Raw genomic sequence first — 23,722 nt, 5'->3', positions numbered from 1 at the left:
TAAAGTTGTAAAGGATTATATTATGAAGAAACCAGTAGTATTAACAATTTTAGATGGCTTTGGCTATACAAAAAACACTGAGGGTAATGCAATTTTCTCAGCTGGAACTCCAAATATCGATACTTTGAGTGCGAAATACCCACATACATTGATTCAAGCAAGTGGATTGGATGTTGGATTGCCAAATGGTCAAATGGGTAATTCAGAGGTTGGACACACAAATATTGGTGCTGGTAGAGTTGTATACCAAGACTTGACAAGAATCACAAAATCAATTCAGGATGGTGATTTTTTCGAAAACAAGATTTTAAAAGAAGCCATGTATAATGCAAAAGATAAAAGCCTTCATATAATGGGCTTGGTATCAGATGGAGGCGTTCATTCACATTTGGAACACTTAAAAGCGTTGGTCGATATGGCTAATAAAAATGATGTGAAAAATGTGTACGTTCATGTATTTACAGATGGAAGGGACACTGACCCTCAGAGTGCTTTGGGATTTGTAAAGGATATTGAAGACTATATGAATAATATCGGAACAGGAAGAGTTGCCACTATTTCTGGAAGATATTATGCTATGGATAGAGATAAGAGATGGGAAAGAGTTCAAGAGGCATACAATGCAATAGTTCTTTCAAAAGGGAATATGTCAGAATCAGCTCAAGGATGTATTTCTGACTCTTATGCTGAAGGAGTAAATGACGAGTTTATTGTTCCTACTGTAATAACTCAAGATGGAGAAGCTATTGGTAAAGTTGAAGATGGCGATTCAGTTATATTTTTTAACTTCAGACCCGATAGAGCAAGAGAAATTAGTAGAGCTATGACAGATAAAAATTTCGATGGATTTGAAAGAATTTTAGTTCCTACAAAGTTCGTTTGTATGACGACATATGATGCGACTATGGAAGATGTTGAAATTGCATTTGGTCCTGAGGATATTAAAAACACACTAGGTGAATATCTTTCAAAAAATGGAAAGACTCAATTGAGAGCAGCAGAAACAGAAAAATACGCTCATGTTACATTTTTCTTCAATGGAGGAATAGAAGAACCATATGCTGGAGAAGATAGAATATTGATTCCTTCACCAAAGGTTGCAACATATGATCTCCAGCCAGAAATGTCAGCATATGAATTGTTGGACAGACTTCTTGGTGCGATAGACGAGGATAAATACGATTTTATCGCTGTGAATTTTGCAAATCCAGATATGGTTGGTCACACTGGAAGCATTGAAGCAACAGAAAAAGCGATAAAAACTGTCGATGAGTGTGTAGGTAAGCTGTTTGAAAAAATTCTTTCAAAGGGTGGAAGTGGAATAATTACCGCAGATCATGGTAATGCAGAGCTGATGATAGATGCAGAAACTAAGAGACCTATCACATCACATTCTACAAACCCAGTGCCATTTATAGTGGTAGGCGAAGAATTTGTAGGAAGAGAGCTATTAGATGACGGTAAATTATCTGATATTGCACCTACAGTTTTAGACATGATGAAGATGGAAAAGCCTGCAGAGATTACAGGACATTCATTAATAAAATAATAAAAAAATATTAGCGAAATCAGTAAGATTTAGATATTAATAATGATGGATATTAATAAAATTGGAAAAAAATAGTATATCAAAATGACTTATACAAATTTACCCATCAATTTATTTGTTAAAGCGACCAATGTTTATTGTAAATTCTATGCGATATTAATATTTTCATCAATTGCAAAATTTTGCTCAAATATAGTATAATATAAAGATAATTATCTAATAATAATGTTTAATTATTAAATTAATTGTTTGACAATGAGAGGAGAAATAATATGTCAGCTATTGAATCAGTATATGCAAGAGAGGTTTTGGATTCTAGAGGAAATCCAACTGTTGAGGTTGAGGTAGTATTAGAAAGTGGAGCAATTGGTAGAGCGATAGTTCCATCAGGAGCATCAACAGGAGCTTTTGAAGCTGTTGAATTGAGAGACGGAGATAAGGGAAGATATTTAGGAAAGGGAGTTCTTCAAGCAGTTGATAATGTAAATGAAGTTATTGCACTTGAAGTTGAAGGGCTTGATGCCTTTGATCAGCCAGGAATAGATGCTTTAATGTGTGAGTTGGACGGAACTCCAAATAAGGGAAAATTAGGTGCTAATGCGATACTAGGTGTATCACTTGCAGTAGCAAGAGCTGCAGCAGACGAATTAGGATTACCATTATTCCAGTATATAGGTGGAGTAAATGCAAAGCAGCTTCCAGTACCAATGATGAATATTTTAAATGGTGGAGAACATGCTGATAATAACGTGGATGTTCAAGAATTTATGATACTACCAGTTGGAGCTGATTCTTTTGCAGAAGCTTTGAGAATGGGTGCAGAAGTATTCCATTCATTAAAGAAGGTGCTTGCTGAAAGAGGCTTGGCTTGTGGTGTAGGTGATGAAGGTGGATTTGCACCTAATCTTGACTCTAATAGAGAAGCTCTTGAGTTGATCGTCGATGCAATTAAGGGTGCAGGCTTGGAACCAGGCAAAGACGTAATGTTGGGAATGGACGTTGCTTCTTCAGAAATGTACAACAAAGAAACTGGAAAATATGAATTAAAGGGTGAAGGTAAGGTTCTTACTTCAGAAGAAATGATAGAGCTTTACGAAGGTTGGGTTTCAGAATTCCCAATTATCACAATAGAAGATGGTCTTGATGAAGAAGACTGGGCTGGATGGAAGCTATTGACTGACAGACTAGGAAAGAAGATTCAGTTAGTTGGAGATGACCTATTCGTTACTAACACTGAAAGGCTATCAAGAGGAATTGAAGCTGGTGTAGCAAATTCTATACTTATAAAGGTAAACCAGATTGGTACACTAACAGAAACATTAGATGCTATAGAAATGGCTAAAAGAGCTGGATATACAGCAGTTATTTCTCATAGATCTGGTGAAACAGAAGACACTACAATAGCTGATATTGCTGTTGCAGTAAACGCTGGACAGATAAAGACAGGTGCACCATCAAGAACTGATAGAGTTGCAAAATACAATCAGTTGTTGAGAATTGAAGAAATCGTAGGTGAACCATCAAGATACGAAAAAATTAAATCTTTCTACAATTTAAACAGATAGTCGTTACTGAAGTTCAGAAAAGTAAATAAAATCAATAGTAATAAAGGGATCCTCATCAATTTCGATGCAAGTAATAAAGGGGTCCCTTTATTATTTGACAAGTGTACAAATTGTAAAAAATGTCAACTTTTATTTAATATATTTAATATTATTGTTATATCAGTTATATATCGATTGTAATACCACAAATATACTTTTCATATTAAATTCTACTTTTATCAATTTACTAGAATTTACTTTGCGAATTAACAAATTTTTAAATGTTCTTAGATTATATCTTAAATTGATTGAATTCAGAGATATTTTATGATATACTTATAAGTGGATTTTATTGTGAAAATTAGTAGACATTGACTATGTTTTAGGAGGATAGAGAGATGAGTATAAATAATATTTTGATGTTAACACAATTAGTATTAAGTCTTTTTTTGATAATAGTGGTGTTGCCTCAAGAGAGTAAACAAACTCAAACACAGGTTTTTTTGGAGGATTCTGATTCTCAGGCATATTTTAAACCAAAGGGAAAAGAAGCATTTTTAAAGAAGACTACAAGAATAATAGCTATTTTATTCTTTATAAATGCAATTGCTCTAGTAACAGTAATGAAATAGTATTGTGATGCCTTTTTACGTGAGTAAGGGGGCTTTTTTCATAAATGGGGGTGAAAATATATGTTAGGAAATGACGTTAAAAATAGAATATTGGGCTTGATAAACGAAACCGCATACAAACTTATGCCCATTGATGAATTAGTTATGATTTTTGCAGAGGATAAAATAGAAAAAAGTGAAGTTAAGGCTCTTGTTCAAGAGATGTTTGAGGATGGCGAGCTTTTTATAAACAAAAAGGGAAAAGTAGGAAGCTTGAAAAGCTATTCAATGGTAAAGGGTAGGTATGGATTTACAAGAAAAACTTTTGGATTTGTAACATCTGAAAAAGACAATTCTGATATATACATAGATTCTGATGATAGAAACGGTGCTTTTGATGGAGATACTGTTCTAGTAAAAATTACAAAAGAGCCTACAGGAAGAATGAATAAAGAAGGTGTAGTTATAAAGATTTTAGAGAGGGCTAACAGAGAGATTGTTGGTTTATTTCACGAAAATAATAGCTTTGGTTTTGTGATTCCTGATAATAAAAAGTTTGATAATGATATATTTATTCCAAAAAAATACTTTAGTGGAGCAAAAAATAACGATAAAGTAGTTTGTAAAATAGAGGTATGGCCCGATGATAAAAAAAAACCAGAGGGAATAATTACTGAGATAATTGGTCAGAGTGGTGAGCGATTTGTGGAAATAGATTCAATTGTTAGAAGTCATGGATTTCAGGAGGAATTTCCAGAGAAGGTTATCGCTCAATTGGAAATGATTGAAAATAAGGTTAAGCCTAACGAGATAGAGGGTAGACTTGATCTAAGGGAAAAAATGATTTATACAATAGATGGAGATGATTCTAAAGACTTTGATGATGCAATAAGTGTAGAGATTTTGGATAACGGAAATTACGAGCTTGGTGTTCATATTGCTGATGTGACACACTATGTCAAAGAAAATTCTCCACTTGACAGAGAAGCATTGAGAAGAGGGACTTCTGTATATATGGTTGATAAAGTAATACCGATGCTTCCGCAAAAGCTTTCAAATGGTATATGTTCTTTGAATCCACATGTAGATAGGTTGACTTTATCTTGTATTATGGAAGTAAACCCTCAGAATGCGAAGGTAGTTCGTCATGTGATTTCAGAATCTGTGATTAGATCAAATGCCAGACTGACCTATCACGAGGTAAGTGAATTTTTGGAGAATAAAGATAAATCTCTGATTGAGAATATAGATGATCCAGAACGAGCAGAGGAGTTATTTGATAGTTTGAGAAATGCTGGAGTCTTATCTGAGTTATTGAGAAAAAATAGATTTAAAAGAGGTGCAATTGATTTTGATTTTCCTGAATCAAAAATAATACTTAACAAAAATGGATATCCAATTGAGATTTCGCCATACGAAAGAAGAGTATCGAACAAATTAATAGAGGAGTTTATGCTTTTGGCTAATGAAACTATCGCAGAACATTTTTTCTGGCTGAAAACTCCTTTCGTGTATAGAGTTCATGAGCTTCCTGATAATGAAAAGGTAACAATTTTAAAGGAATATTTAAATGAATTGGATATTATGTTGAGAATTTCAAAGGGTGGAATTAGACCGAGTGACTTACAAAGAGTTTTGGATAGCATTGAAGATTTTGAAATAAAACAGGCGGTTGGTTCAATCATGTTGAGGACATTGAGACAAGCTAGATATTCTCCTGAATGTCTGGGACATTTTGGTTTGGCTGCGACGTATTATTGTCATTTTACTTCGCCAATTAGAAGGTATCCAGATTTACAGATTCATAGGATAATAAAAGAACAGATTTCAGGAAAACTGAGCGACAAGAGAATAACTCACTATGAAAATATATTGTATGGAGTGAGTGATCAGAGTTCAGTACTGGAGCGAAAGGCTGAAATGGCTGAAAGAGATGTGGACGATTATTATAAAGCAGTGTTTATGAGTGACAAGGTTGGTGACGAGTTTGAAGGACACATTTCTGGAATAACAAATTTTGGTATTTTTGTCGAGCTGCCAAATGGTGTAGAAGGTATGATAAGCTTGGATAGTCTTTCAGATTATTATATTTATAATGAGCGAAGTAGGACGCTAGTTGGAGAAACCACAAAAAAAGTATACAAAATAGGTCAAAAACACAAGGTGAAATTGATAAAGGTTGAAGTCGAAACTAGAAAAATAGATTTTTCTTTTATACAGAAATAGCCAATATATAAATCAATAGATTATATATTGAATTGAAAATGAATTGATTTTAGTAAATAAATTCATTTTGGTAATAGAATGCAAAATGGCAAAAAATTAATTGAAAACTTGAAATATTTGAAAAGGGAGGTAGTTTTATGTCTGGAGTTAAGATACTAGCCAAAAACAAGGTGGCTAGACATAACTACTTTATAGATGAAGTTTACGAATGTGGAATAGAGCTAAAAGGAACTGAGGTAAAATCAATAAGAATGGGAAGAATAAACTTGAAAGAAGGCTATGCTTCTGTTGATAATAGCGAGGTTTTCTTGAAGCAGGTTCATATTAGCCCATATGAACAGGGGAATAGATATAATGTTGATCCTCTTAGGAACAGGAAGCTATTGCTACACAAGAGTGAGATAAGAAAGCTGATAGGGGCTACGACAGTCAAGGGGTACTCTCTAATACCTCTGAGTGTCTATCTAAAAAATGGTAAAGTAAAGGTTGAGCTTGGACTTGCTAAAGGAAAAAAATTATATGATAAGCGTCAGGATATGGCGAAAAAGGATGCTCAAAGAAGGATAGAGAGAGAAATTACAGGAAAATATTAGTATCATATATATGATAAGTGAGATTGGCTGCGACATTCTAGATTGAAATAGAGTGTTGTAGCTTTTTTTGACTGATTGTAATTAATATCAATTTATTTATGAGAGATAGAGACATATTTTCTGTTGAAAATTTTTCAAAAATATGTTGACTATAACATAACGTGATAGCTTATACTTATTATCGTTAGGAGGTGATTAAATGTACTTGATAAAAAAAGCTAGTGAGATTAGTGGTGTATCGGTGCGCACTTTACATCATTATGATGAGATTGGTTTACTATCTCCACAGAAGCATGAAAATGGATACAGATATTATTCTGAAGAAGATATGTCTATTTTGCAGACGATTTTATTTTATAAGTATTTGGGGTTTTCTCTGAAGCAGATAAAAGAATTGATAAATCATGATGGGAAAGAAATAACTTTTCATTTGAAAAAACAATTGATTTTGATGCAAAAAGAGAAAGAACGTATCCTAACATTGATAGAAACATTGGAAAAGACGATTGAATCAAGAGAAAGGAGAATGAATATGTCAACAAAGGAAAAATTTAATGGATTTACATATCATGATAATCAAAAATACAAACAAGCAGCAGTGGATCTGCATGGAGAAGATGTGATTGAGCAGGCTATTGAAAGGCAAAGGGGAAAAGAACAAGAAATAGCCGATGGATTCAATGAAATATTCTTTGCTTTTTCAAAAAATATGTCGAATGGATTAAATGCCTTGAATAAAGAAAATATAGAGCTAGCACAAAGATTACATAAGCATCTTTGTGAATATGCTTTTGATTGTACGATTGACGTGTTTTCTAGCATTGGTTTTGGATATGTACAAAATGAAGAATTTAGGGATAATTTAGATAAGTTTGGTAAAGGAACTGCGCAATATGTTTGTGATGCGATTCAACATTATGTAAAAAAATAGAAGAATCAGCAAGGAGATAATGACAGCTTAAAAAGAGAATTAAAAATATCTGAATGGAGAGACTGTGAAAAAAGGAGAGCATGTAAAAAACTCTGTAAATAAAAATAAGTCCTCCTAAGGTATAATAAAATTATCATAGGAGGATTTATTTTATAGAAAAAATTATTTCACATACTCTTTTACCTAATTTTCATTTGAGTATACTTGTTTACAATATTAACTTAATGACATTGCATATAGGTGCTTTGGTTTTATTTTTCAAGATTTTAATTTAATTTTGTAATCGTTTTTTCTAATTCATTTATTTTCACGATTTTTGAGTAGTCTTCTAGAAAACTCAAATTAAATAAAATTATTATAATATTTGTGATGCGATAAAAGATATTATTTATATTTTACAATTTTACACACTAAAAAATAAAAGGTATTTTTGGGGTAACTTGGGTATTATCGTGCGTATTAACCGTTATTAAAACCAAATAATTGATACAGTATATCATAATACAACATAATAATTAATGAAAAAGTAAATAAATTTATTAAAAACTATATACAGTTATAAAAAAATGATATATAATCAAGATATAAAATACATCTGGCCTCTTCATTGAAAGCTCATTAGGGTGTATCTGATTTGCGAGTTACGACTTGGCCTCTTCATTGAAAGCTCATTAGGGTCGTACAGAACGAGAAACCCACTTGATTTTATCAGGTGGGTTTGTTTTCTTATAGGAGATTTTTTTATGAATATAAAAAATGCAAAAACATTTAATGAACAGATAGAAATTTTAAAAGATAGAAACCTAGAGATAAATGATATTGAACAGGCAAAAACGTTCCTTAGCAATGTTAATTATTACAGATTTACCGCCTACCTAATTAATTATAAAACTAATAACGGTAACTATGAAATAGGTACAAAATTCGATACTATAAAAAAAATATACCTTTTCGACCAGGAATTAAGACACCTGATAAGTTCAATATTAGAAGTTATAGAACTGTCATTTAGGACTTATATTGCTTATACTATCGCTCACTTATGTGGACCATTAGGGTATAAAGAATATAGAAATTTTATAGATAGTACTATGTTATGCAACAAAGATGTAAATGATGATGAATATATAAAAGATATTTTTAGAAAACATAGTATCATCCTCGATGAAATAGAAAAAGCGCTTCATGACAATAAAAGTAAAATATTTATAAAACATCATAAACTGAAATATAATAGTGATATACCGGTTTGGGTTTTGGTTGAGGTTTTAACATTTGGAACTATTTCGAGATTATATAAATTAATGACTTCAGAACAAAAAAAACACATTAAAATATTGTGTCCCGTGAATCAATCTTTGGTTACTTCTTGGCTTGGCTCACTAAACAAACTTAGAAACGAATGTGCACATCATGGACGATTATATGGTGTAAATCTATCAAAAATAAAAGTGGCCAATAAATACAATAAAGATGTTATTGATGATATTTCATTATTTTCTTATATATTAGCCATAAAAGAATTGGTATACTCTTTCAGTATTTGGAGCGCATTCAAAACAGACTTGACTATTTTAATATCTAAATATTCTCAAGATATTGATATTAAAAACCTAGGATTTCCAAATAATTGGTTTGAAATCCTTTCAAAATAAAAGGTTGTGACGACTATGCCAAAACGCGAAATGCTATAAACTTCTTCAAATATTGATGTATTAAATTAGTAGCGGTGTAGGACTATTATCTGTGGTTAATGGATTATAAGAAAACATATAAGCCTATGAATATATGTATATATACTTAAGATATGGAAGAAGTAGAAGAAGTAAAATTTAAAGAAGTTGACACACTAAAAAATATATTTAACTTTTAGGAGGTTTAAAAATGCAAAACTATTTTGATAATAAAATAAATTTATCTCTTGATTTAGTTAAAGAAAGGTTAGATGTTAGTTATATTGAAAAATACAAGGATATTTTTACAGATGATAATAAAATAAGCATATCCAATTTTTTAATCTATCATCTCGAAACAATTGAATGTTTTGACCGGCAAAGAACTAAAAAAAATGATCAGTATGAAATAATATTAGGAAATATCGATAAATTATTTGAAATGTTTCGTAAAAATGGCATAAACGACACTAAAATTAATATGGATGAAAATTTTATTTTTAACTATAAAAATCAGTGTTTTTTAGCATTTTGTGTTAATAATGAAATAAATGGACTTGACAAACTTTTAAGTAGAGAACGCAATATTTATACAAATATTAAAATTGATGATACCGTAAATAAAATGAATAGTATAGAAAATAAAGTTGATGAAAAATTGAAAGAAACAACAAATCATCTCGAAAAAAGAATAGAAAAACAGAATATTAGCAACTTGACTATATTGTCTTTATTTACTGCAGTAATATCTATTATTATTTCGAGTATTACTACTGTAAGCAATGTATCAAATTCTATTATAGGAAACAATATTCCTCAAAATGCCTGGGATGTTTTAGCTCTCATATCTTTAGGTATAACTATTTCTGTAATATTTTTAATTCATATGGCGTTTAGCATTAGTAGAGGTAACAGTAAATAGCGAGCATAAATTAATGTCTTTTTTATTGTTTAGATCTTTAACAGCAAGAATAAAGCTAAGTATCTTCTCTAATACCTAAACTAATAGAATAACGTAAGACACAACTATAGAATAGATTAAAATACGGTGAAAGCTATCATATAAGCGATTACGTGTTTACTGATGAAGTAGGTAGGACAATAGACAATAAACGCCCTAACAGGACGTTACAAGCGATTTTAAAGAAACTAGATATAAACCCTATTAAATTTCATGGACTAAGAAAAACATACGCCACACGTTTATTTGAGAATGGTGTACCACCGAAAACAGTACAAACCTTATTAGGTCACGCCGATATACAAACAACACTTAACATATATACTCAGGTTATGGAAGAAGAAAAATATAAAGCCGTTGATACATTAAACTCTATATTTAGTTTTTAACTTTTTTGTGGTAAATCCATCCTTTATATAGGTACGGTAGCAAATTTATATTAACACAGGTTCTATATAAAAAATAAATAATCAATTTTAGAGCGTTTCCAGTTTTGGAATTGCTACAATATTCAACCCTCTTAATAATCATCTGAAGAGGGTATTTTTTATGTAAATTTTCTGAATCTTTCCTAGTTATTGCACAGTTATTGCATAGAGCAATAAAAAAAAGAAATACCACATCGTAAAATCCAGCATTTCCAATATATTCACCATATTTTTATGTTCATTTGGTGGAGATGAGGGGAATCGAACCCCTGTCCGCAAGCCTATTCCCTGCTACGTCTACATGCTTAGTCATCTCTTTTAAAGTTTCGAATTCCTCAACACCGAGTGACAGGTTTTGAGTTCATCTAGCCTTGATTATTCTGCTTCAAGTCAAGACACCCTTGAAGGAGTTCCCTGCATAAATGACGTCAGTTCTTAATCGGCAGGAGGATTAAGAAGGACGAACTGCTATTAAGCAGCTAATAAATTTTCTTCGTTTGCGTTTGTTTTAAATTTCCCCAGTTGTTACGTGACCCAGAGTAACACGACATGCTGTCTCAAGTTCCAAACCCACGTCGAAACCAGTACACCCCCATAAGTAATAATACAAACGAGAGATTCTGTAGCTACATTATACCATCATATTTGAATAAAATCAAATATTATCCATCTAATCAATTAATATTGCTCAAAATGGTTTAATTATTTTTTTCGAAATGGTATAATTATTTAGTAGATTTACTAATAAAAATATCGTGGTAAGGTTTTGAGGAGACAATTATGCAAAAAATATTAGATATACTGTCGAAAAATAGGGAGATAATAAACTACTTAGTTTTTGGTGTGCTCACAACCATAGTGAATTTTATGGTATATTTTTTCGCAAAAGAGGTTATAGACATTTACTATCTTTATGCAAATGTTATAGCGTGGTTTATATCAGTTCTTTTTGCATATGTTACAAATAGAGCATTTGTTTTTGAAAAGGTCAACTTCGGTTTTTATCCGATACTGAGAGAAGTAGTTTTGTTTATTGTGGCAAGATTACTTTCTGGAGCGATTGAAACGGTACTTTTATTCCTTATGGTTGAGTTAATTAGAATGGGAAGTGATATTTCGAAGGTATTAGTTGCAGTCGTCGTTGTAGTGCTAAATTATGTTTTTAGCAAGCTGATTATTTTCAAAGAAAAGAAAAATGATTAGATTATTTATACTAATTAAATATACTGATTAAATATATGAATCTAATATAAGAATTAGATCTGTGAATTAAATATAAGAATTAAATCTGTGAATTAATATGGATGAATTAACTTTTACGAATTAATATTGATATGACTTTCAGGGGGAGGTAGTTTATGTTTTTATCAGTGATTGTTCCTTGTTATAACGAAGAGGGAGTTTTGGACAAGTTATATAGCGTCTTGAGTTCTGAGATTGAAAAAGATTCAAACTTCAGCAGGTATGAGATAATACTTGTTGACGATGGTTCAAAAGACAATACTCTGAATGAAATAAAGGGCTTAAAAAAATTGGATGATAGAATAGAGTATATTTCCTTTGCCAGAAATTTCGGCAAGGAAGCTGCAATTTTTGCAGGATTAAAAAAGTCGAAGGGCGAGCTTGTCGTTTTGATGGATGCGGATCTACAGCATCCACCTGAATTAATTCACCAGATGGCAGATTTGATAATCAATCAAAATTATGATAGTGTTGGTACGATAAGAAAAGATAGAGAGGGCGAATCGAAAATTAGAGGCTTTCTCTCAACTCAATTTTATAAAGTTATCAATAGCTTATCAGAAACTACAATAAAAAAGAATGCTACCGATTACAGAATGATGAACAGAAAGTTTGTAAATTCTGTTTTGGAGCTTAGTGAATACAATAGGTTTACAAAGGGAATTTTCAGTTGGGTGGGCTACAACTGTACAGATATTGAATACAACAATGTAGACAGAGTATGCGGCGATAGCAAATGGAATTATATAAAGCTGTTTAAATACTCTATTGAAGGTATAGTCGCTTTTTCGACAACGCCTTTGATATTATCAAGCTTTCTAGGGTTTATAATGTTTTTTCTTTCTGCTATTGTAATGCTGGTATTTGTATTCAAATACATTTTCTTTGGTGAAGTCGTTAAAGGCTTCCCAACAGTAATTTGCTCAATATTTTTATTGGGTGGGATTCAACTTCTTTCTATCGGAGTTTTAGGGCAATATTTGTCAAAAATGTATCTCGAAGTAAAGAATAGACCAATTTATTTGACAAAGGAAGAGTCTGAAAGTGTTTCAGATGTTGTAACGAAAGGTTAGGTGTATTTATGGCTATAGTGGAATTGACAGTATGTCCTTTAGGGACAGGAACAACAAGTGCAAGTAAATATGTTGCAGGTGCTCATGAGATTTTATCATCTCAAAGTAGTGTGAAATTTATGCTAAATCCAATGGGAACTGTAATGGAAGGTAATATTGATGAAATATTCTCGCTGATAAGGAAAATACAAGAAGATGTATTCGACAAGGGTGTTGATAGAGTATATTCAATCATAAAGGTCGACGATAGAAGAGATAAAATCTCAACGATGGAGCAGAAATTGAATTCTGTGAACTCAAAATTGAAGTAGGTAAAAAAATGAATAACATGGAGAACAATCAAGAGCTGCTTGCGTATTGTGATGAAATAGCACAAGCTGAACCTATAAGAATCACTTTTAGCAGGCTTTCTGATAAAACATATAAATACAAAACTACAAAGGTAGTTCAAAAAAAATTAGATGGTAAAACTGTGTATAGTGTTGAAAGATATACAGAAAAGCAAGTATTTCATACAATAGTTAGATCTGACGAGCTAGTTGAAAATATTTTAGAAGAATTGAATTATTATAACCAAATTGATGCTGAATCATCTTATTTCAATTTCAATTTGAGGATAACAAAAAAGAAAAAAATTCTTTTTTCTAAAAAGAAAAAGTCATCCAATACTGTAGGTTGCTTGAATGATGAACAAATTACTTCGCATAATAGAAAAAAGAAATATATATTAGAAGAAGGGATGTACATTCCGGCATTTATTGATTTGGGTATTTTTACCAAAGAGGGTAAGATTGTAAACTCAAAATACGATAAGTTTAAGCAAATCAATAGATTTATTGAAATAATTGATGATGGCATAAGCAAATTGGAGCAGAGCGGTTATCTTAAAGATAGAAAAGTGTTAAAGATATTGGATTTCGGATGTGGAAAATCATATCTGACTTTCGTATTATACTATTATCTAACTGTTGTGAAATCATTAGATGTTGAGATTATTGGTCTTGATTTGAAAGAGGATGTTATCAATTCATGCAATGAGATCGCAAAAAAATACGGGTACAAAAATCTTGCTTTTGAGATTGGTGATATTTCAAACTATAAATATAACAACAGCATAGATATTGTCATAACTCTTCATGCGTGTGATACTGCGACAGATTATGCCTTATTCAATGCAATAAATTGGAATGCAAAGATGATTTTTTCTGTACCTTGTTGTCAGCATGAGGTGAACTCCAGCATAAGAACTGATGATTTAGAGATTCTTACTAAGTTTGGAATTATTAAGGAGAGAGTGGCATCTCTAATGACGGATTCAATTAGGGCAAGTCTATTAGAATATATGGGATATAAGACTCAGGTTTTGGAGTTTGTTGATATTTCTCATTCTCCAAAGAATATTTTGATTAGAGCATACAAGACAAATATAAGTAAAGAGAAGAGAGAAAAATCACTTGAAGAAATAACAAAGCTGAAAAAAATATTTAATTTTGAGCAAACATTATACAACCTTCTAAAATCAGACGGAAGATTTTAATGTTATTTGGCAATAGTATTTTGGGGGAGTTTTTTTATGTTTAGTAAAGATAATTTTGTTTCGGTAATTTTGCCTGCTTACAATTCGGGAAAATATATTAAATCATGCATCGATTCTATTTTGAATCAGAGCTATGAGGACTTTGAGCTGATAATTGTAGATGATGGTTCTACAGACGATACACAGAAAATAATTAACAATTATGTTGACAAAAAAATAAAATATATTTATCAGAGTAATAAAGGTGTGTCGTCGGCTAGAAACACTGGAATAAAAAATGCAATCGGAGAACTTGTAACATTTGTTGATGCTGATGATATAATGGGCAAGTATCAGTTAGAGATAATGGTGAAATATTTTTGTGATGGTGTGGACATGGTTATGTGCAGATATCACAAATTTTCAAAAATGGAAGAGCTTTCTGATAAATCCTGTGATCAAAGGATGGAAGAAGCTGATGTGTCTAATATATCAAAAATTGAGGCTTCAAAGCTTATTCACCTTGGAAGCTCATATGCAGGGTATGTTTGGAACAAAATGTATAGAATGAACAAAATATCAGAATTATTTTTTGATGACAAAAGTAATGGTATGGCATTTAGAGAGGATGTTGCGATGTGTGAGGATCTTCTTTTTAACAGTATTTATATCGATAGTTGTGATAATATCTGTGTTTTGAATAAGAAACTATACCATTATTATGAAAACAAAGATGGAATATCATCAGGAAAATATTCGTCGAAACTCCACACCCAAATAACTGCTTACAGAAATATTTTTGATGTATATCAGAAAAATAAGAGTGAGTACGTAGAGGTCATAGATCTATTAAAAGAAAATGTGTTAAAATTTAGCATTGATCACATAAATAGAATGGTAGTTGGTGGAAAAATAAATTCAGCCGAAGTGAAAGCATATAAGGAATTTATTAGGGAAAATATGGACTTACAATCGTCAAATAATATTTTGAATTCGAAGGATAAATTTCTTATAGGTATTCTTATGAATAGTCCCTTTGCTGCGTATAAATTTATATATAACATCTGGACAAAGATTAAATAACGTTTAGGGCGAATAAAAACAATTCAAATGTAAATAATTTAAATACAATGATAATATTAAAGGATAAATTAAAAATATACAATAGTAAGAAAAAAATAATAATAATAAAAAATAATAATAATAAAAATGTAACTCAAATTAATACACTTATTATGTAAAATTTTTCGTTACAATTTGGTAAAAAATAGCCAGAATTAGTTATTATATGGTAAACTGTATAGTAATACTGTTTTTAAAGTAAAGGATTTGATGAAAAGTTCAAAACTGAGTGTTATTTATGAGGAGTAAAAATGTCTAGGGTTGAAAGAAAGAGATTAGAAAAGGAACAGAAGAAAAAAACACGTTTCTTTGCAAAGAGTTCAGATAATTCTACAGCAGATGCTGTTGGTGACGATAAAGAAAAGTTGAATTTTAATGATAAAACAAAAGAAAATAAGAGCAAAAAGTCAAGCTCTGATGAATACTATGCAAAAGAAATTGAGAAAATGAAAAGTAGTGACAGTTATGGCGAAGATGTTGCTTCTAAGAATAGATTGATGACGGCTGATAAAATTATTTCAGTTGAAGATGAGAGAATGCTTTTGGAAAGAAGAAAAAGAAATTTGGGCAATCAAAGTGAATTAGGTGCAAATGTGATGACAGTCGACGATATATTCACAGCAGAGGATATAGAAAACGGGATTACGGAAAATGTTCCAAAGGTTCAAAAAGAAAAAAATCCAAAAATAAAAAAATCAGAAACTAATATAAATGAAATTAAAAGAATAAAAATTGAGAATGCTCCTTTTGAGGATGAGGTGAAGGTGGCTGAGTCTAGATTGGCAGCACAAGGTAAGGAGGCAAATATGGGAAAGGAAGATATTACGCCAGAGAAGAATGAACAAATTGAAGAAAAATCCAACGATATTATTGAGGAAAAGGAAATAATATCTGAAGAAATAAATGAAAACAAAGAAGAATCTGTTGTAGAAAAATCTATAAAATCTGCACCGATTCAGACTGAGATAAATGATATTGAAGAGCCTGAAAAAGGCGGTGGTATTAAGCGTGTTTTAAAGAAGTTTTTTGGAGCAATCGCAATTATTCTTGTAGTAATATATGGGATTGGATGTTTTGTTTTTAATGGGAGATTTTTCCCAAATACAGTTGTAAATGGAATTGATGTTTCTTATAAAACTCCAGAGCAACTAGACAAATTAGCTGCTGAGAAAATCGAGGGATATAAGTTGGATATTGAGGGAAGAAATAATGTAAAGGACTCAATTGCTGGATCAAGTGTCGATTTGGAATATGTGAAGGATTCTAGTGCAAGAAAAGTGAAATCAGAGCAAGGATTTTTGGGGTGGCCTCTTGCTTTGTATAAGGGTGAAAGCATTGATGGAAAGCTGAATATAAAGTACGACAAGGATAAATTTGAAAAAATTGTTTCTGAATTGAATATATTTAAAAAAGAAAATATTAAGGAACCAGTTAGTCCATATCCTGATTATGATGAAAAAGGTAAAAAAGTAATCGTAAATAAAGGTGATCTAGGGAGTACGCCAAAGAAAGAGGCTGTATATGCCTATATCTCTAATATGCTGGTTTCGGAAGCAACATCAGAAAAGTATCCTGATTCAGTATACAAGGCTCAGAAAAACGACGCTTCAAACCCAAATCTTGAAAAAGCAGTTGAATTTATTCAACCATATACAGAAAATAAGATCGAGTATGATTTTGGATACGAAAAATATACTGCAACAGGTAAAAATATTGTCAGTATGTTTGATGTAGATTCTGAAGGAAATTATGACGTTAAATTAAGCAAGGACAAGGTTAGAGAATTTGTCAGAGGATTGAGTAGAAAATATTCTACTTATGGAGATACTAGAGAAATCGACTCTGCTTCGACTGGCGGAAAGCTAAAGGTTAGTGGTGGTATCTACGGATGGTTGATAGATAGAGAAAAAGAAACTGATGAACTGTATAAATTGGTCAGTGAAAAGAAGAATATAACAAACAGAACTCCAATTTATTACCAGACTGCAATGTCAAGAGATAAGAATGACATGGGAGATGAATTTATTGAAATTGATTTATCAAAGCAGTATATGTGGTATGTTAGAAAGGGCGAGGTTTTGGTTTCAACTCCGATAGTTTCTGGTCAGCCGGGCAAAGGAGATGCAACACCAACAGGAATATATCCTCTAAACTATAAGACGAGAAACGCAACTCTTAGAGGTCCTGGATATTCATCGCCAGTATCTTATTGGATGCCATTCAATGGAAATATAGGAATCCATGATGCTAATTGGCAGCCATATTTTGGTGGAAGTAGATATTTATTTGCTGGTTCGCATGGTTGTATAAATACACCTTATGGCAAGGTTGCAAAATTCTATTCATTGGCAAAGGAAGGAATGCCAGTGGTAGTACATAATTAGTAAAAAATATTTAAAATACGTGTCAATGTATCTATATATTGATGCGTATTTTTTATTTTTTAGGGTAATAATATAAGAGTATTTTAAAAAGGAGATAGCGCATGAGAACGACGAACTATATTGAACTGAACAATGAAGTTATAGTGAGAGATATACACGGGGAATATCAATTGCATAAAGATAAAGAAGCATTAGATTTATACTTAAGAGATTCTGTTGATAAAAGGATGCTTTGCTTTGGCAATCTTGGAGAGAAGATAGATTATCTTGTGGATAATAATTATTATGAAAAAAAGATTATAGATAAATATAGCAGGGAATATATTGAGGAATTATACAATTATATAAAGTCACAGGGTTTTGAATTTAAATCGTTTATGAGTGCAAGTAAGTTTTACGAAAATTATGCACTAAAGACAGATGATGGAAAGAATATATTGGAAACTTATGAAGACAAGATATTGATATGTTCTCTGGCAATTGCTAATGGAGATGAGAAAGTAGCAAAAAAAGTTTCAAAATCTTTGATATCTCAGCAGTTTCAGCCTGCAACGCCAACATTTTTGAATCTGGGAAGAAAAAGAGCAGGTCAATTGGTAAGTTGTTTTTTGCTTACAGTTGAAGATAGCTGTGAAGGCATAAGCTATGCAGTATCTTCTGCAAATCATCTTTCAAAGATTGGTGGAGGAGTCGCACTCAATCTTACAAGACTAAGAGCCAGAGGAGAATCTATCAAGGGGATAGAAGGTGCCAGTGGTGGCGTGGTAGGAGTGGCAAAAATGCTTGAACAGAGTTTTAGCTATTTTAATCAAATGGGTGCTAGACAAGGTGCTGGAGCAGTATATTTAAATGTATTACACGCAGATTTTGATAACCTGATGGATACAAAGAAAATAAATGCCGATGAAAGAGTTAGGCTTGCTACATTGTCAATTGGGGCTATTGTTCCAGATAAATTTATGGAATTGGCTGAAAAAAATGAAGTTGGATATGCTTTTTATCCACATTCAATATTTAAGAAATATGGACTTCATCTTGATGATTTAAAGATGGATGAGTGGTATGATAAACTTGTTGCAGACCCTGATATCAGAAAAAAGGAAATAAATCCAAGACAAATGCTTACGAGAATAGCTGCAACTCAAATGGAGAGTGGTTATCCATACATAGTTTATATAGATACGGCAAATAGAGAGCATACCTTAAAAGATGTTGGAATGATAAGGATGTCGAATCTATGCTGTGAAATATTCCAACACCAAACTCCTTCTGATATAAAGAGCTTCGGCTCGACTGAAAGCACATGGGGACAGGACGTAAGCTGTAATTTGGGATCATTGAATATTACAAATTTGATGGAAAACAAAGAGATAGATAAATCAGTCGATGTTGCAATCAGATTTCTAACTGATGTCAGTGATATCACTAGTATCGAGGAAGTTCCAACTATCAAAAATGGAAATGATAGAAGTCATTCTGTGGGGTTGGGGGCGATGAATCTACATGGATATCTAATTAAAAATAATATTATGTACGATACAAAGGAAGCTGTAGATTTCTGCGATACATTTTTTGCAATGATAAGATATTATGCAATAAAAACCTCTATGGATATCGCAAAGGAAAGAAATGAAAAATTTGAGGGATTTGAAAAATCGGAGTATGCAAAGGGCGAAAAGAGTTCCGTTCTTGGAAAATACTATACTACTGATTTTAAACCAAAATACGAAAAGGTACAGAGGCTATTTGAGGGGATATACATTCCAACGAGGGAAGATTGGAAAAGGTTGCTTGACGAGGTAAAGGAAGTCGGAATTTACAATGCATATTTGATGGCTATAGCTCCTACTCAGAGCATTAGTTACGTGCAAAATTCTACATCTTCTGTTATGCCAATAACAGAGCAGATCGAAGTAAGAATATACGGAGATTCAACTACAATTTATCCAATGCCGTATTTGACAAATGAAAATATGATATTTTATAAAAGTGCCTACAATACAGATATGATGAAGGTGATTGATGTTGTTGCAGCGGTACAATCTCACGTAGATCAAGGGATTTCAACGACATTGTTTGTGACTGACGATAAGACGACTCGAGATATAGCTAGATACTATATTTATGGATACAAAAAAGGATTGAAGAGCTTATATTATACTAGAACAAAAATGCTGAGAGACCTTAATAACGATTGTGTCGCTTGTTCAGTTTAATATTGCAGAAAGAGAGAATAAAAAAATGAACAAATTGCAAGAGATAGATCAAGTAAATAAAGTGCATAAGGCAGTAAATTGGGATACAGAGGATGATGAATTTACACAAGCATTTTGGGACCAGAATGTAAAACAATTCTGGCTACCAGAGGAAATTCCTATATCAAAGGATATTCCAAGCTGGTCGAATTTATCAGAAAAAGAAAGGATTTTGTACAAAAGGGTTCTGGCTGGGTTGACTCTTTTGGATACAAAACAAGGAAATGACGGAATACCATCAATGATGGATTTAACCGAAAATCTGCAGAGGAAGGCAGTCTTGTCGTTTATGGGAACTATGGAAGAAATTCACGCCAAAAGCTATTCAAGTATATTTACGACACTTCTGTCAAAAAAAGAAATAGATGAGCTCTTTATATGGATAGAAGAAGAACCTTTACTACAAAATAAGGCTAAAATAGTTCTTAGACAGTATAAAAACACGACAGACCCAAAGAGCCTTTATTTGTCAATGGTAACAAGTGTATTTTTGGAAAGTTTTCTTTTCTACAGTGGATTTTTCTATCCATTGTTTTTGGCAGGACAGGGCAAAATGATTTCAAGTGGAGAAATAATCTCTCTAATTCTTAGAGATGAGTCACTTCACGGAAAATACATCGGTCTTTTGGCTCAAGAAAAATACAATCAATTTGGATATGACGATAGAAATGAGTTAAAAGACAAGATGTACGACTTGTTAAAGGAATTGATGGATAACGAGGAAAAGTATACAAGATTGTTGTATGAGGGCACTGGTCTAGAAGAACAGGTTATCAATTTTTTGAAATACAATGCTAATACAGCACTGACAAACCTTGGATTTGGAGAATTTTACAAGGTTGAACCAGTCAATGCAATCGTATTGAATGGACTTAGCACGGAAACAAAAACACATGACTTCTTTTCAACAAAGGGGAATGGATATCAAAAGGGTATTTATGAGGATTTAGAGGATTCAGATTTTATATTTGAATAATATCAGTATTCGTTGTATAATAGTATACTGTGGTAAAAAAATTACGAAATTTTTAATTGTAGCGAGGAGCATATGGACGAAAAGAAAAAATCAATATATATAAATAGAAAATTTATGAATGAAAATCAGAAAATTTTCCAAGAAAAACAGAGAATAGCCGTTGAAAAGTTTGGCGAATTGTTTGAAGACGAGATATTCTTTGCGTTAGAACTTGTTTACAATCAAGAATTTAAGCAAGAGATAAACAAGGAATACAAAAAGATAATAAATAGTAGTAAGTATATCAACTAAAATAGGCTGACCAATTGGTCAGCCTATTTTTTAAAAACTAAAGTTTTCTTATGTTTTGATCCATAATCAATGTTGCGACTCTTGCCGCATAGTCCGTATTCATTCCACTCAAAGGTAATCTGAAATCTCCAACATCATAGCCAAGCATATTCATTGCAGTTTTTATTGGAACTGGTTGAACCTCTTGAGAGAATACATCGAAATATTCCAACATAGATAAAAATTTATTTCTAGATTTTTCAATGTCCGATTTTTCATAAAAATCGATGATTTCACTAATATCAGAAGGACAAATATTTGAAATTGGTGAAATAAACGACTTTACACCAAGGCTAAGTGCAGGAAATATAGCTCTATCATTTGCACAGACTATTTGAAAATTATTGCTCACTTTTGAAATAATTGATATATACTTTCTTGTATCATCAGTATTTTCAATTATGCCGACAATATTTTTAATTTCAGAAAGCAATGCTATGTGCTCTGAAATGTCAACTCCTGTTTTTTCAGAATCATTTTCAATATAACAAGGTAATCCAACAGCAGTGGCAATTGATTTAAAATGATTTAATATTCCCGATTCATTGCCCAAGCTATAGTATGGAGCGAGCAATATTAAGGCGTCAACGCCAGCGTTTTTTACCCTTAACGAAAGCTTTATTGATCTAATTGTATCGTTAAAGCCAGTTTGTGCGATTACTGGAACTCTCTTGTCTACCTTTTTTACAACAAATTCAGCCACATCGATAATTTCATCATCGTTCATTGTCAAGAACTCACCAAAAGGACGACCCAAAATTAGAGATTTTGCACCATTTGCAATATATACCTCAATTTGTCTTTCGATACTTTCAAAATCTATTTCATTTGTTTCTGTGAATGGTGTTAATAAATTTATAGATAAACCCTTACTAATCATAATATCCCTCCTGTAATTTTATTGATACTCAAAATTAATTATAAGTATTTTATACCCATATGCAGTATTTAATACACACTTTTTATTATACACAATAAATAAATACATTAATACATTTATTTAGATTTATGATATAATTAGTGTGAAGAAAAAAATTTGTAGATAATACAATGGAGGAAATATGGATACACTTAAAGAATTATATAAAATAGGATCTGGACCATCGAGCTCACATACAATGGGACCACAGAGAGCTGCTAGGAGATTTATGGATAAAAATCCGGATGCAAATAGCTATAGATGTACATTGTATGGTAGTTTGGCAGCAACTGGTAAGGGTCATTTAACTGACTACATCATTGAGAAAACTATTGCTCCAAAATCTGTTGAAATTATCTGGAGAGCTGATATCAATCCTGAGTTTCATCCTAATGGAATGAAGCTTGAGGCATTGGACAAAGATGGAAATTCATATGATGAGTGGACAGTATTTTCTGTAGGCGGAGGTACACTTGCCGAAGAAGGAAAGAGAAACGAAACGACTGGTAAAGTATATTATGAGCACTCAAAATTGGATGATATAATAGCATACTGTAAAGAAAGAGAAATGAATTTTGTTGAGTACGTTTTGGAAAGAGAAGACGACGATTTTCTTGACTTTATGAATGGAATTGCAGATGCGATGAAAGCCGCTATAGACAAGGGCATTGAAACTAATACTGTAATACCTGGAAAGCTTAACCTAAAGAGACGTGCACCGAGATTTTATAAAAAATACCTAGCTACAAAAGACTATACAACGCTTGATTATGCATTTGCATTGGCAGCATCTGAAGAAAATGCTTCTGGTGGAAATATAGTAACAGCTCCAACATGTGGTGCGGCAGGAGTAATACCTGGTGTTTTCTATTCACTGATGGTACACAATGGATATACTAAGCAACACGTAATAGAAGGGTTAATCGTGGCGGGTCTTATAGGTAATCTTGTAAAGACAAATGCTTCTATTTCAGGTGCAGAGGTTGGATGTCAGGGTGAAGTTGGAACAGCCTGTTCAATGGCAGCAGCAGGTGCAGCATATTTATTTGGTGGAACATTGGAGCAGATTGAATATGCCGCCGAAATAGGATTGGAGCATCATCTTGGAATGACATGCGATCCAGTATATGGCTATGTTCAAATTCCATGTATAGAAAGAAATGCAATGGCAGCAGAGAGAGCTATTGCAGCTGCAAAATATGCACTAAATACCGAAGGAACACATACTATTTCTTTCGATCAGGTAACTGTAACAATGAAAGAAACAGGTATAGATTTGATGGATAAGTATAGAGAAACTGCCAAAGGTGGTTTGGCAAAGTGGTTTGAATGTTAGTTTAATGAGTATAGAGGCATTTTGTCTCTATACCATTTTTTTGTAATATCAAA

General features: G+C 32.1%; 20 protein-coding genes and 1 other RNA gene. 19 read left to right on the top strand and 2 right to left on the bottom strand.

The window, feature by feature from the left end:
* Positions 1-22 precede the first annotated feature (22 nt).
* The 9 genes from gpmI (at position 23) to FYJ71_RS09965 (ending at position 10,477) form a co-directional block, all read left to right on the top strand.
* A complete protein-coding gene (gpmI, locus tag FYJ71_RS04490; RefSeq protein WP_154537628.1) occupies positions 23-1,549 on the top strand; it encodes a 2,3-bisphosphoglycerate-independent phosphoglycerate mutase in 1,527 nt (508 codons plus the stop codon).
* A 272-nt stretch (positions 1,550-1,821) separates the two neighbouring features.
* The gene (gene eno, locus FYJ71_RS04485) at positions 1,822-3,114 is read left to right on the top strand and encodes a phosphopyruvate hydratase (RefSeq protein ID WP_154537627.1); all 1,293 of its coding nucleotides are present in this window, start codon (positions 1,822-1,824) and stop codon (positions 3,112-3,114) included.
* A gap of 377 nt (positions 3,115-3,491) precedes the next feature.
* Positions 3,492-3,725, top strand: a complete 234-nt coding sequence (gene secG, locus FYJ71_RS04480) for a preprotein translocase subunit SecG (RefSeq protein WP_154537626.1) — start codon at positions 3,492-3,494, stop codon at positions 3,723-3,725.
* A gap of 60 nt (positions 3,726-3,785) precedes the next feature.
* Positions 3,786-5,930, top strand: a complete 2,145-nt coding sequence (gene rnr, locus FYJ71_RS04475) for a ribonuclease R (RefSeq protein WP_154537625.1) — start codon at positions 3,786-3,788, stop codon at positions 5,928-5,930.
* A gap of 137 nt (positions 5,931-6,067) precedes the next feature.
* The gene (smpB, locus tag FYJ71_RS04470) at positions 6,068-6,523 is read left to right on the top strand and encodes an SsrA-binding protein SmpB (protein ID WP_154537624.1); all 456 of its coding nucleotides are present in this window, start codon (positions 6,068-6,070) and stop codon (positions 6,521-6,523) included.
* 199 nt (positions 6,524-6,722) lie between these two features.
* Positions 6,723-7,454, top strand: a complete 732-nt coding sequence (locus FYJ71_RS04465) for a MerR family transcriptional regulator (RefSeq protein ID WP_154537623.1) — start codon at positions 6,723-6,725, stop codon at positions 7,452-7,454.
* 743 nt (positions 7,455-8,197) lie between these two features.
* Positions 8,198-9,109 (top strand): Abi family protein, encoded by a 912-nt coding sequence (locus FYJ71_RS04460; protein ID WP_154537622.1) that lies wholly within the window; start codon positions 8,198-8,200, stop codon positions 9,107-9,109.
* A gap of 229 nt (positions 9,110-9,338) precedes the next feature.
* Positions 9,339-10,049: a hypothetical protein gene (locus FYJ71_RS04455; RefSeq protein ID WP_154537621.1), complete on the top strand. Its 711-nt coding sequence runs from the start codon at positions 9,339-9,341 to the stop codon at positions 10,047-10,049.
* A 152-nt stretch (positions 10,050-10,201) separates the two neighbouring features.
* Positions 10,202-10,477 carry a tyrosine-type recombinase/integrase gene (locus FYJ71_RS09965; protein WP_328597744.1) on the top strand — a complete coding sequence of 92 codons (276 nt, stop codon included), beginning with the start codon at positions 10,202-10,204 and terminating at the stop codon, positions 10,475-10,477.
* A 282-nt stretch (positions 10,478-10,759) separates the two neighbouring features.
* Here the strand turns inward: FYJ71_RS09965 and ssrA are convergent.
* Positions 10,760-11,110, bottom strand: a transfer-messenger RNA (tmRNA) gene (gene ssrA / locus FYJ71_RS04445).
* Positions 11,111-11,296: 186 nt separating this feature from the next.
* Between ssrA and FYJ71_RS04440 the strand changes: the two genes are divergently transcribed.
* The 9 genes from FYJ71_RS04440 (at position 11,297) to FYJ71_RS04400 (ending at position 21,375) form a co-directional block, all read left to right on the top strand.
* Positions 11,297-11,719: a GtrA family protein gene (locus FYJ71_RS04440; protein WP_154537620.1), complete on the top strand. Its 423-nt coding sequence runs from the start codon at positions 11,297-11,299 to the stop codon at positions 11,717-11,719.
* Positions 11,720-11,874: 155 nt separating this feature from the next.
* Entirely contained in the window at positions 11,875-12,831 is a 957-nt protein-coding gene (locus tag FYJ71_RS04435; RefSeq protein ID WP_154537619.1) for a glycosyltransferase family 2 protein, read from the top strand.
* Between the two features lie 8 nt (positions 12,832-12,839).
* Positions 12,840-13,142 carry an MTH1187 family thiamine-binding protein gene (locus FYJ71_RS04430; RefSeq protein ID WP_154537618.1) on the top strand — a complete coding sequence of 101 codons (303 nt, stop codon included), beginning with the start codon at positions 12,840-12,842 and terminating at the stop codon, positions 13,140-13,142.
* An 8-nt stretch (positions 13,143-13,150) separates the two neighbouring features.
* On the top strand, positions 13,151-14,368 hold the full coding sequence (locus FYJ71_RS04425) for a class I SAM-dependent methyltransferase (RefSeq protein WP_331468028.1): 1,218 nt from the start codon (positions 13,151-13,153) through the stop codon (positions 14,366-14,368).
* A 36-nt stretch (positions 14,369-14,404) separates the two neighbouring features.
* The gene (locus FYJ71_RS04420) at positions 14,405-15,430 is read left to right on the top strand and encodes a glycosyltransferase family 2 protein (protein WP_154537617.1); all 1,026 of its coding nucleotides are present in this window, start codon (positions 14,405-14,407) and stop codon (positions 15,428-15,430) included.
* Positions 15,431-15,720: 290 nt separating this feature from the next.
* Positions 15,721-17,853, top strand: coding sequence for a L,D-transpeptidase family protein (locus FYJ71_RS04415; RefSeq protein WP_154537616.1), 2,133 nt, complete (start codon positions 15,721-15,723; stop codon positions 17,851-17,853).
* Positions 17,854-17,954: 101 nt separating this feature from the next.
* Positions 17,955-20,069, top strand: a complete 2,115-nt coding sequence (gene nrdE / locus FYJ71_RS04410) for a class 1b ribonucleoside-diphosphate reductase subunit alpha (protein WP_154537615.1) — start codon at positions 17,955-17,957, stop codon at positions 20,067-20,069.
* A gap of 25 nt (positions 20,070-20,094) precedes the next feature.
* Positions 20,095-21,084: a class 1b ribonucleoside-diphosphate reductase subunit beta gene (gene nrdF, locus FYJ71_RS04405; protein ID WP_154537614.1), complete on the top strand. Its 990-nt coding sequence runs from the start codon at positions 20,095-20,097 to the stop codon at positions 21,082-21,084.
* A 72-nt stretch (positions 21,085-21,156) separates the two neighbouring features.
* Positions 21,157-21,375 carry a hypothetical protein gene (locus FYJ71_RS04400; protein WP_154537613.1) on the top strand — a complete coding sequence of 73 codons (219 nt, stop codon included), beginning with the start codon at positions 21,157-21,159 and terminating at the stop codon, positions 21,373-21,375.
* Positions 21,376-21,412: 37 nt separating this feature from the next.
* On the opposite strand, the gene FYJ71_RS04395 is transcribed toward FYJ71_RS04400, so the two are convergent.
* Positions 21,413-22,294: a dihydrodipicolinate synthase family protein gene (locus tag FYJ71_RS04395; protein WP_154537612.1), complete on the bottom strand. Its 882-nt coding sequence runs from the start codon at positions 22,292-22,294 to the stop codon at positions 21,413-21,415.
* 181 nt (positions 22,295-22,475) lie between these two features.
* Between FYJ71_RS04395 and FYJ71_RS04390 the strand changes: the two genes are divergently transcribed.
* Positions 22,476-23,669, top strand: coding sequence for an L-serine ammonia-lyase (locus tag FYJ71_RS04390; RefSeq protein WP_154537611.1), 1,194 nt, complete (start codon positions 22,476-22,478; stop codon positions 23,667-23,669).
* The last annotated feature ends 53 nt before the right edge of the window (positions 23,670-23,722 follow it).

The sequence above is a fragment of the Peptostreptococcus porci genome, assembly GCF_009695815.1.
Taxonomy (GTDB): domain Bacteria; phylum Bacillota; class Clostridia; order Peptostreptococcales; family Peptostreptococcaceae; genus Peptostreptococcus; species Peptostreptococcus porci.
This window is presented reverse-complemented; position numbering and strand designations above follow the sequence as displayed.

What these genes read in the sequence shown, in the direction of transcription:
- gpmI (WP_154537628.1), top strand. Translation starts at nt 23, where the DNA reads ATGAAGAAACCAGTAGTATTAACAATTTTAGATGGCTTTGGCTATACA.
- eno (WP_154537627.1), top strand. Translation starts at nt 1,822, where the DNA reads ATGTCAGCTATTGAATCAGTATATGCAAGAGAGGTTTTGGATTCTAGA.
- secG (WP_154537626.1), top strand. Translation starts at nt 3,492, where the DNA reads ATGAGTATAAATAATATTTTGATGTTAACACAATTAGTATTAAGTCTT.
- rnr (WP_154537625.1), top strand. Translation starts at nt 3,786, where the DNA reads ATGTTAGGAAATGACGTTAAAAATAGAATATTGGGCTTGATAAACGAA.
- smpB (WP_154537624.1), top strand. Translation starts at nt 6,068, where the DNA reads ATGTCTGGAGTTAAGATACTAGCCAAAAACAAGGTGGCTAGACATAAC.
- FYJ71_RS04465 (WP_154537623.1), top strand. Translation starts at nt 6,723, where the DNA reads ATGTACTTGATAAAAAAAGCTAGTGAGATTAGTGGTGTATCGGTGCGC.
- FYJ71_RS04460 (WP_154537622.1), top strand. Translation starts at nt 8,198, where the DNA reads ATGAATATAAAAAATGCAAAAACATTTAATGAACAGATAGAAATTTTA.
- FYJ71_RS04455 (WP_154537621.1), top strand. Translation starts at nt 9,339, where the DNA reads ATGCAAAACTATTTTGATAATAAAATAAATTTATCTCTTGATTTAGTT.
- FYJ71_RS04440 (WP_154537620.1), top strand. Translation starts at nt 11,297, where the DNA reads ATGCAAAAAATATTAGATATACTGTCGAAAAATAGGGAGATAATAAAC.
- FYJ71_RS04435 (WP_154537619.1), top strand. Translation starts at nt 11,875, where the DNA reads ATGTTTTTATCAGTGATTGTTCCTTGTTATAACGAAGAGGGAGTTTTG.
- FYJ71_RS04430 (WP_154537618.1), top strand. Translation starts at nt 12,840, where the DNA reads ATGGCTATAGTGGAATTGACAGTATGTCCTTTAGGGACAGGAACAACA.
- FYJ71_RS04425 (WP_331468028.1), top strand. Translation starts at nt 13,151, where the DNA reads ATGAATAACATGGAGAACAATCAAGAGCTGCTTGCGTATTGTGATGAA.
- FYJ71_RS04420 (WP_154537617.1), top strand. Translation starts at nt 14,405, where the DNA reads ATGTTTAGTAAAGATAATTTTGTTTCGGTAATTTTGCCTGCTTACAAT.
- FYJ71_RS04415 (WP_154537616.1), top strand. Translation starts at nt 15,721, where the DNA reads ATGTCTAGGGTTGAAAGAAAGAGATTAGAAAAGGAACAGAAGAAAAAA.
- nrdE (WP_154537615.1), top strand. Translation starts at nt 17,955, where the DNA reads ATGAGAACGACGAACTATATTGAACTGAACAATGAAGTTATAGTGAGA.
- nrdF (WP_154537614.1), top strand. Translation starts at nt 20,095, where the DNA reads ATGAACAAATTGCAAGAGATAGATCAAGTAAATAAAGTGCATAAGGCA.
- FYJ71_RS04400 (WP_154537613.1), top strand. Translation starts at nt 21,157, where the DNA reads ATGGACGAAAAGAAAAAATCAATATATATAAATAGAAAATTTATGAAT.
- FYJ71_RS04395 (WP_154537612.1), bottom strand. Translation starts at nt 22,294, where the DNA reads ATGATTAGTAAGGGTTTATCTATAAATTTATTAACACCATTCACAGAA.
- FYJ71_RS04390 (WP_154537611.1), top strand. Translation starts at nt 22,476, where the DNA reads ATGGATACACTTAAAGAATTATATAAAATAGGATCTGGACCATCGAGC.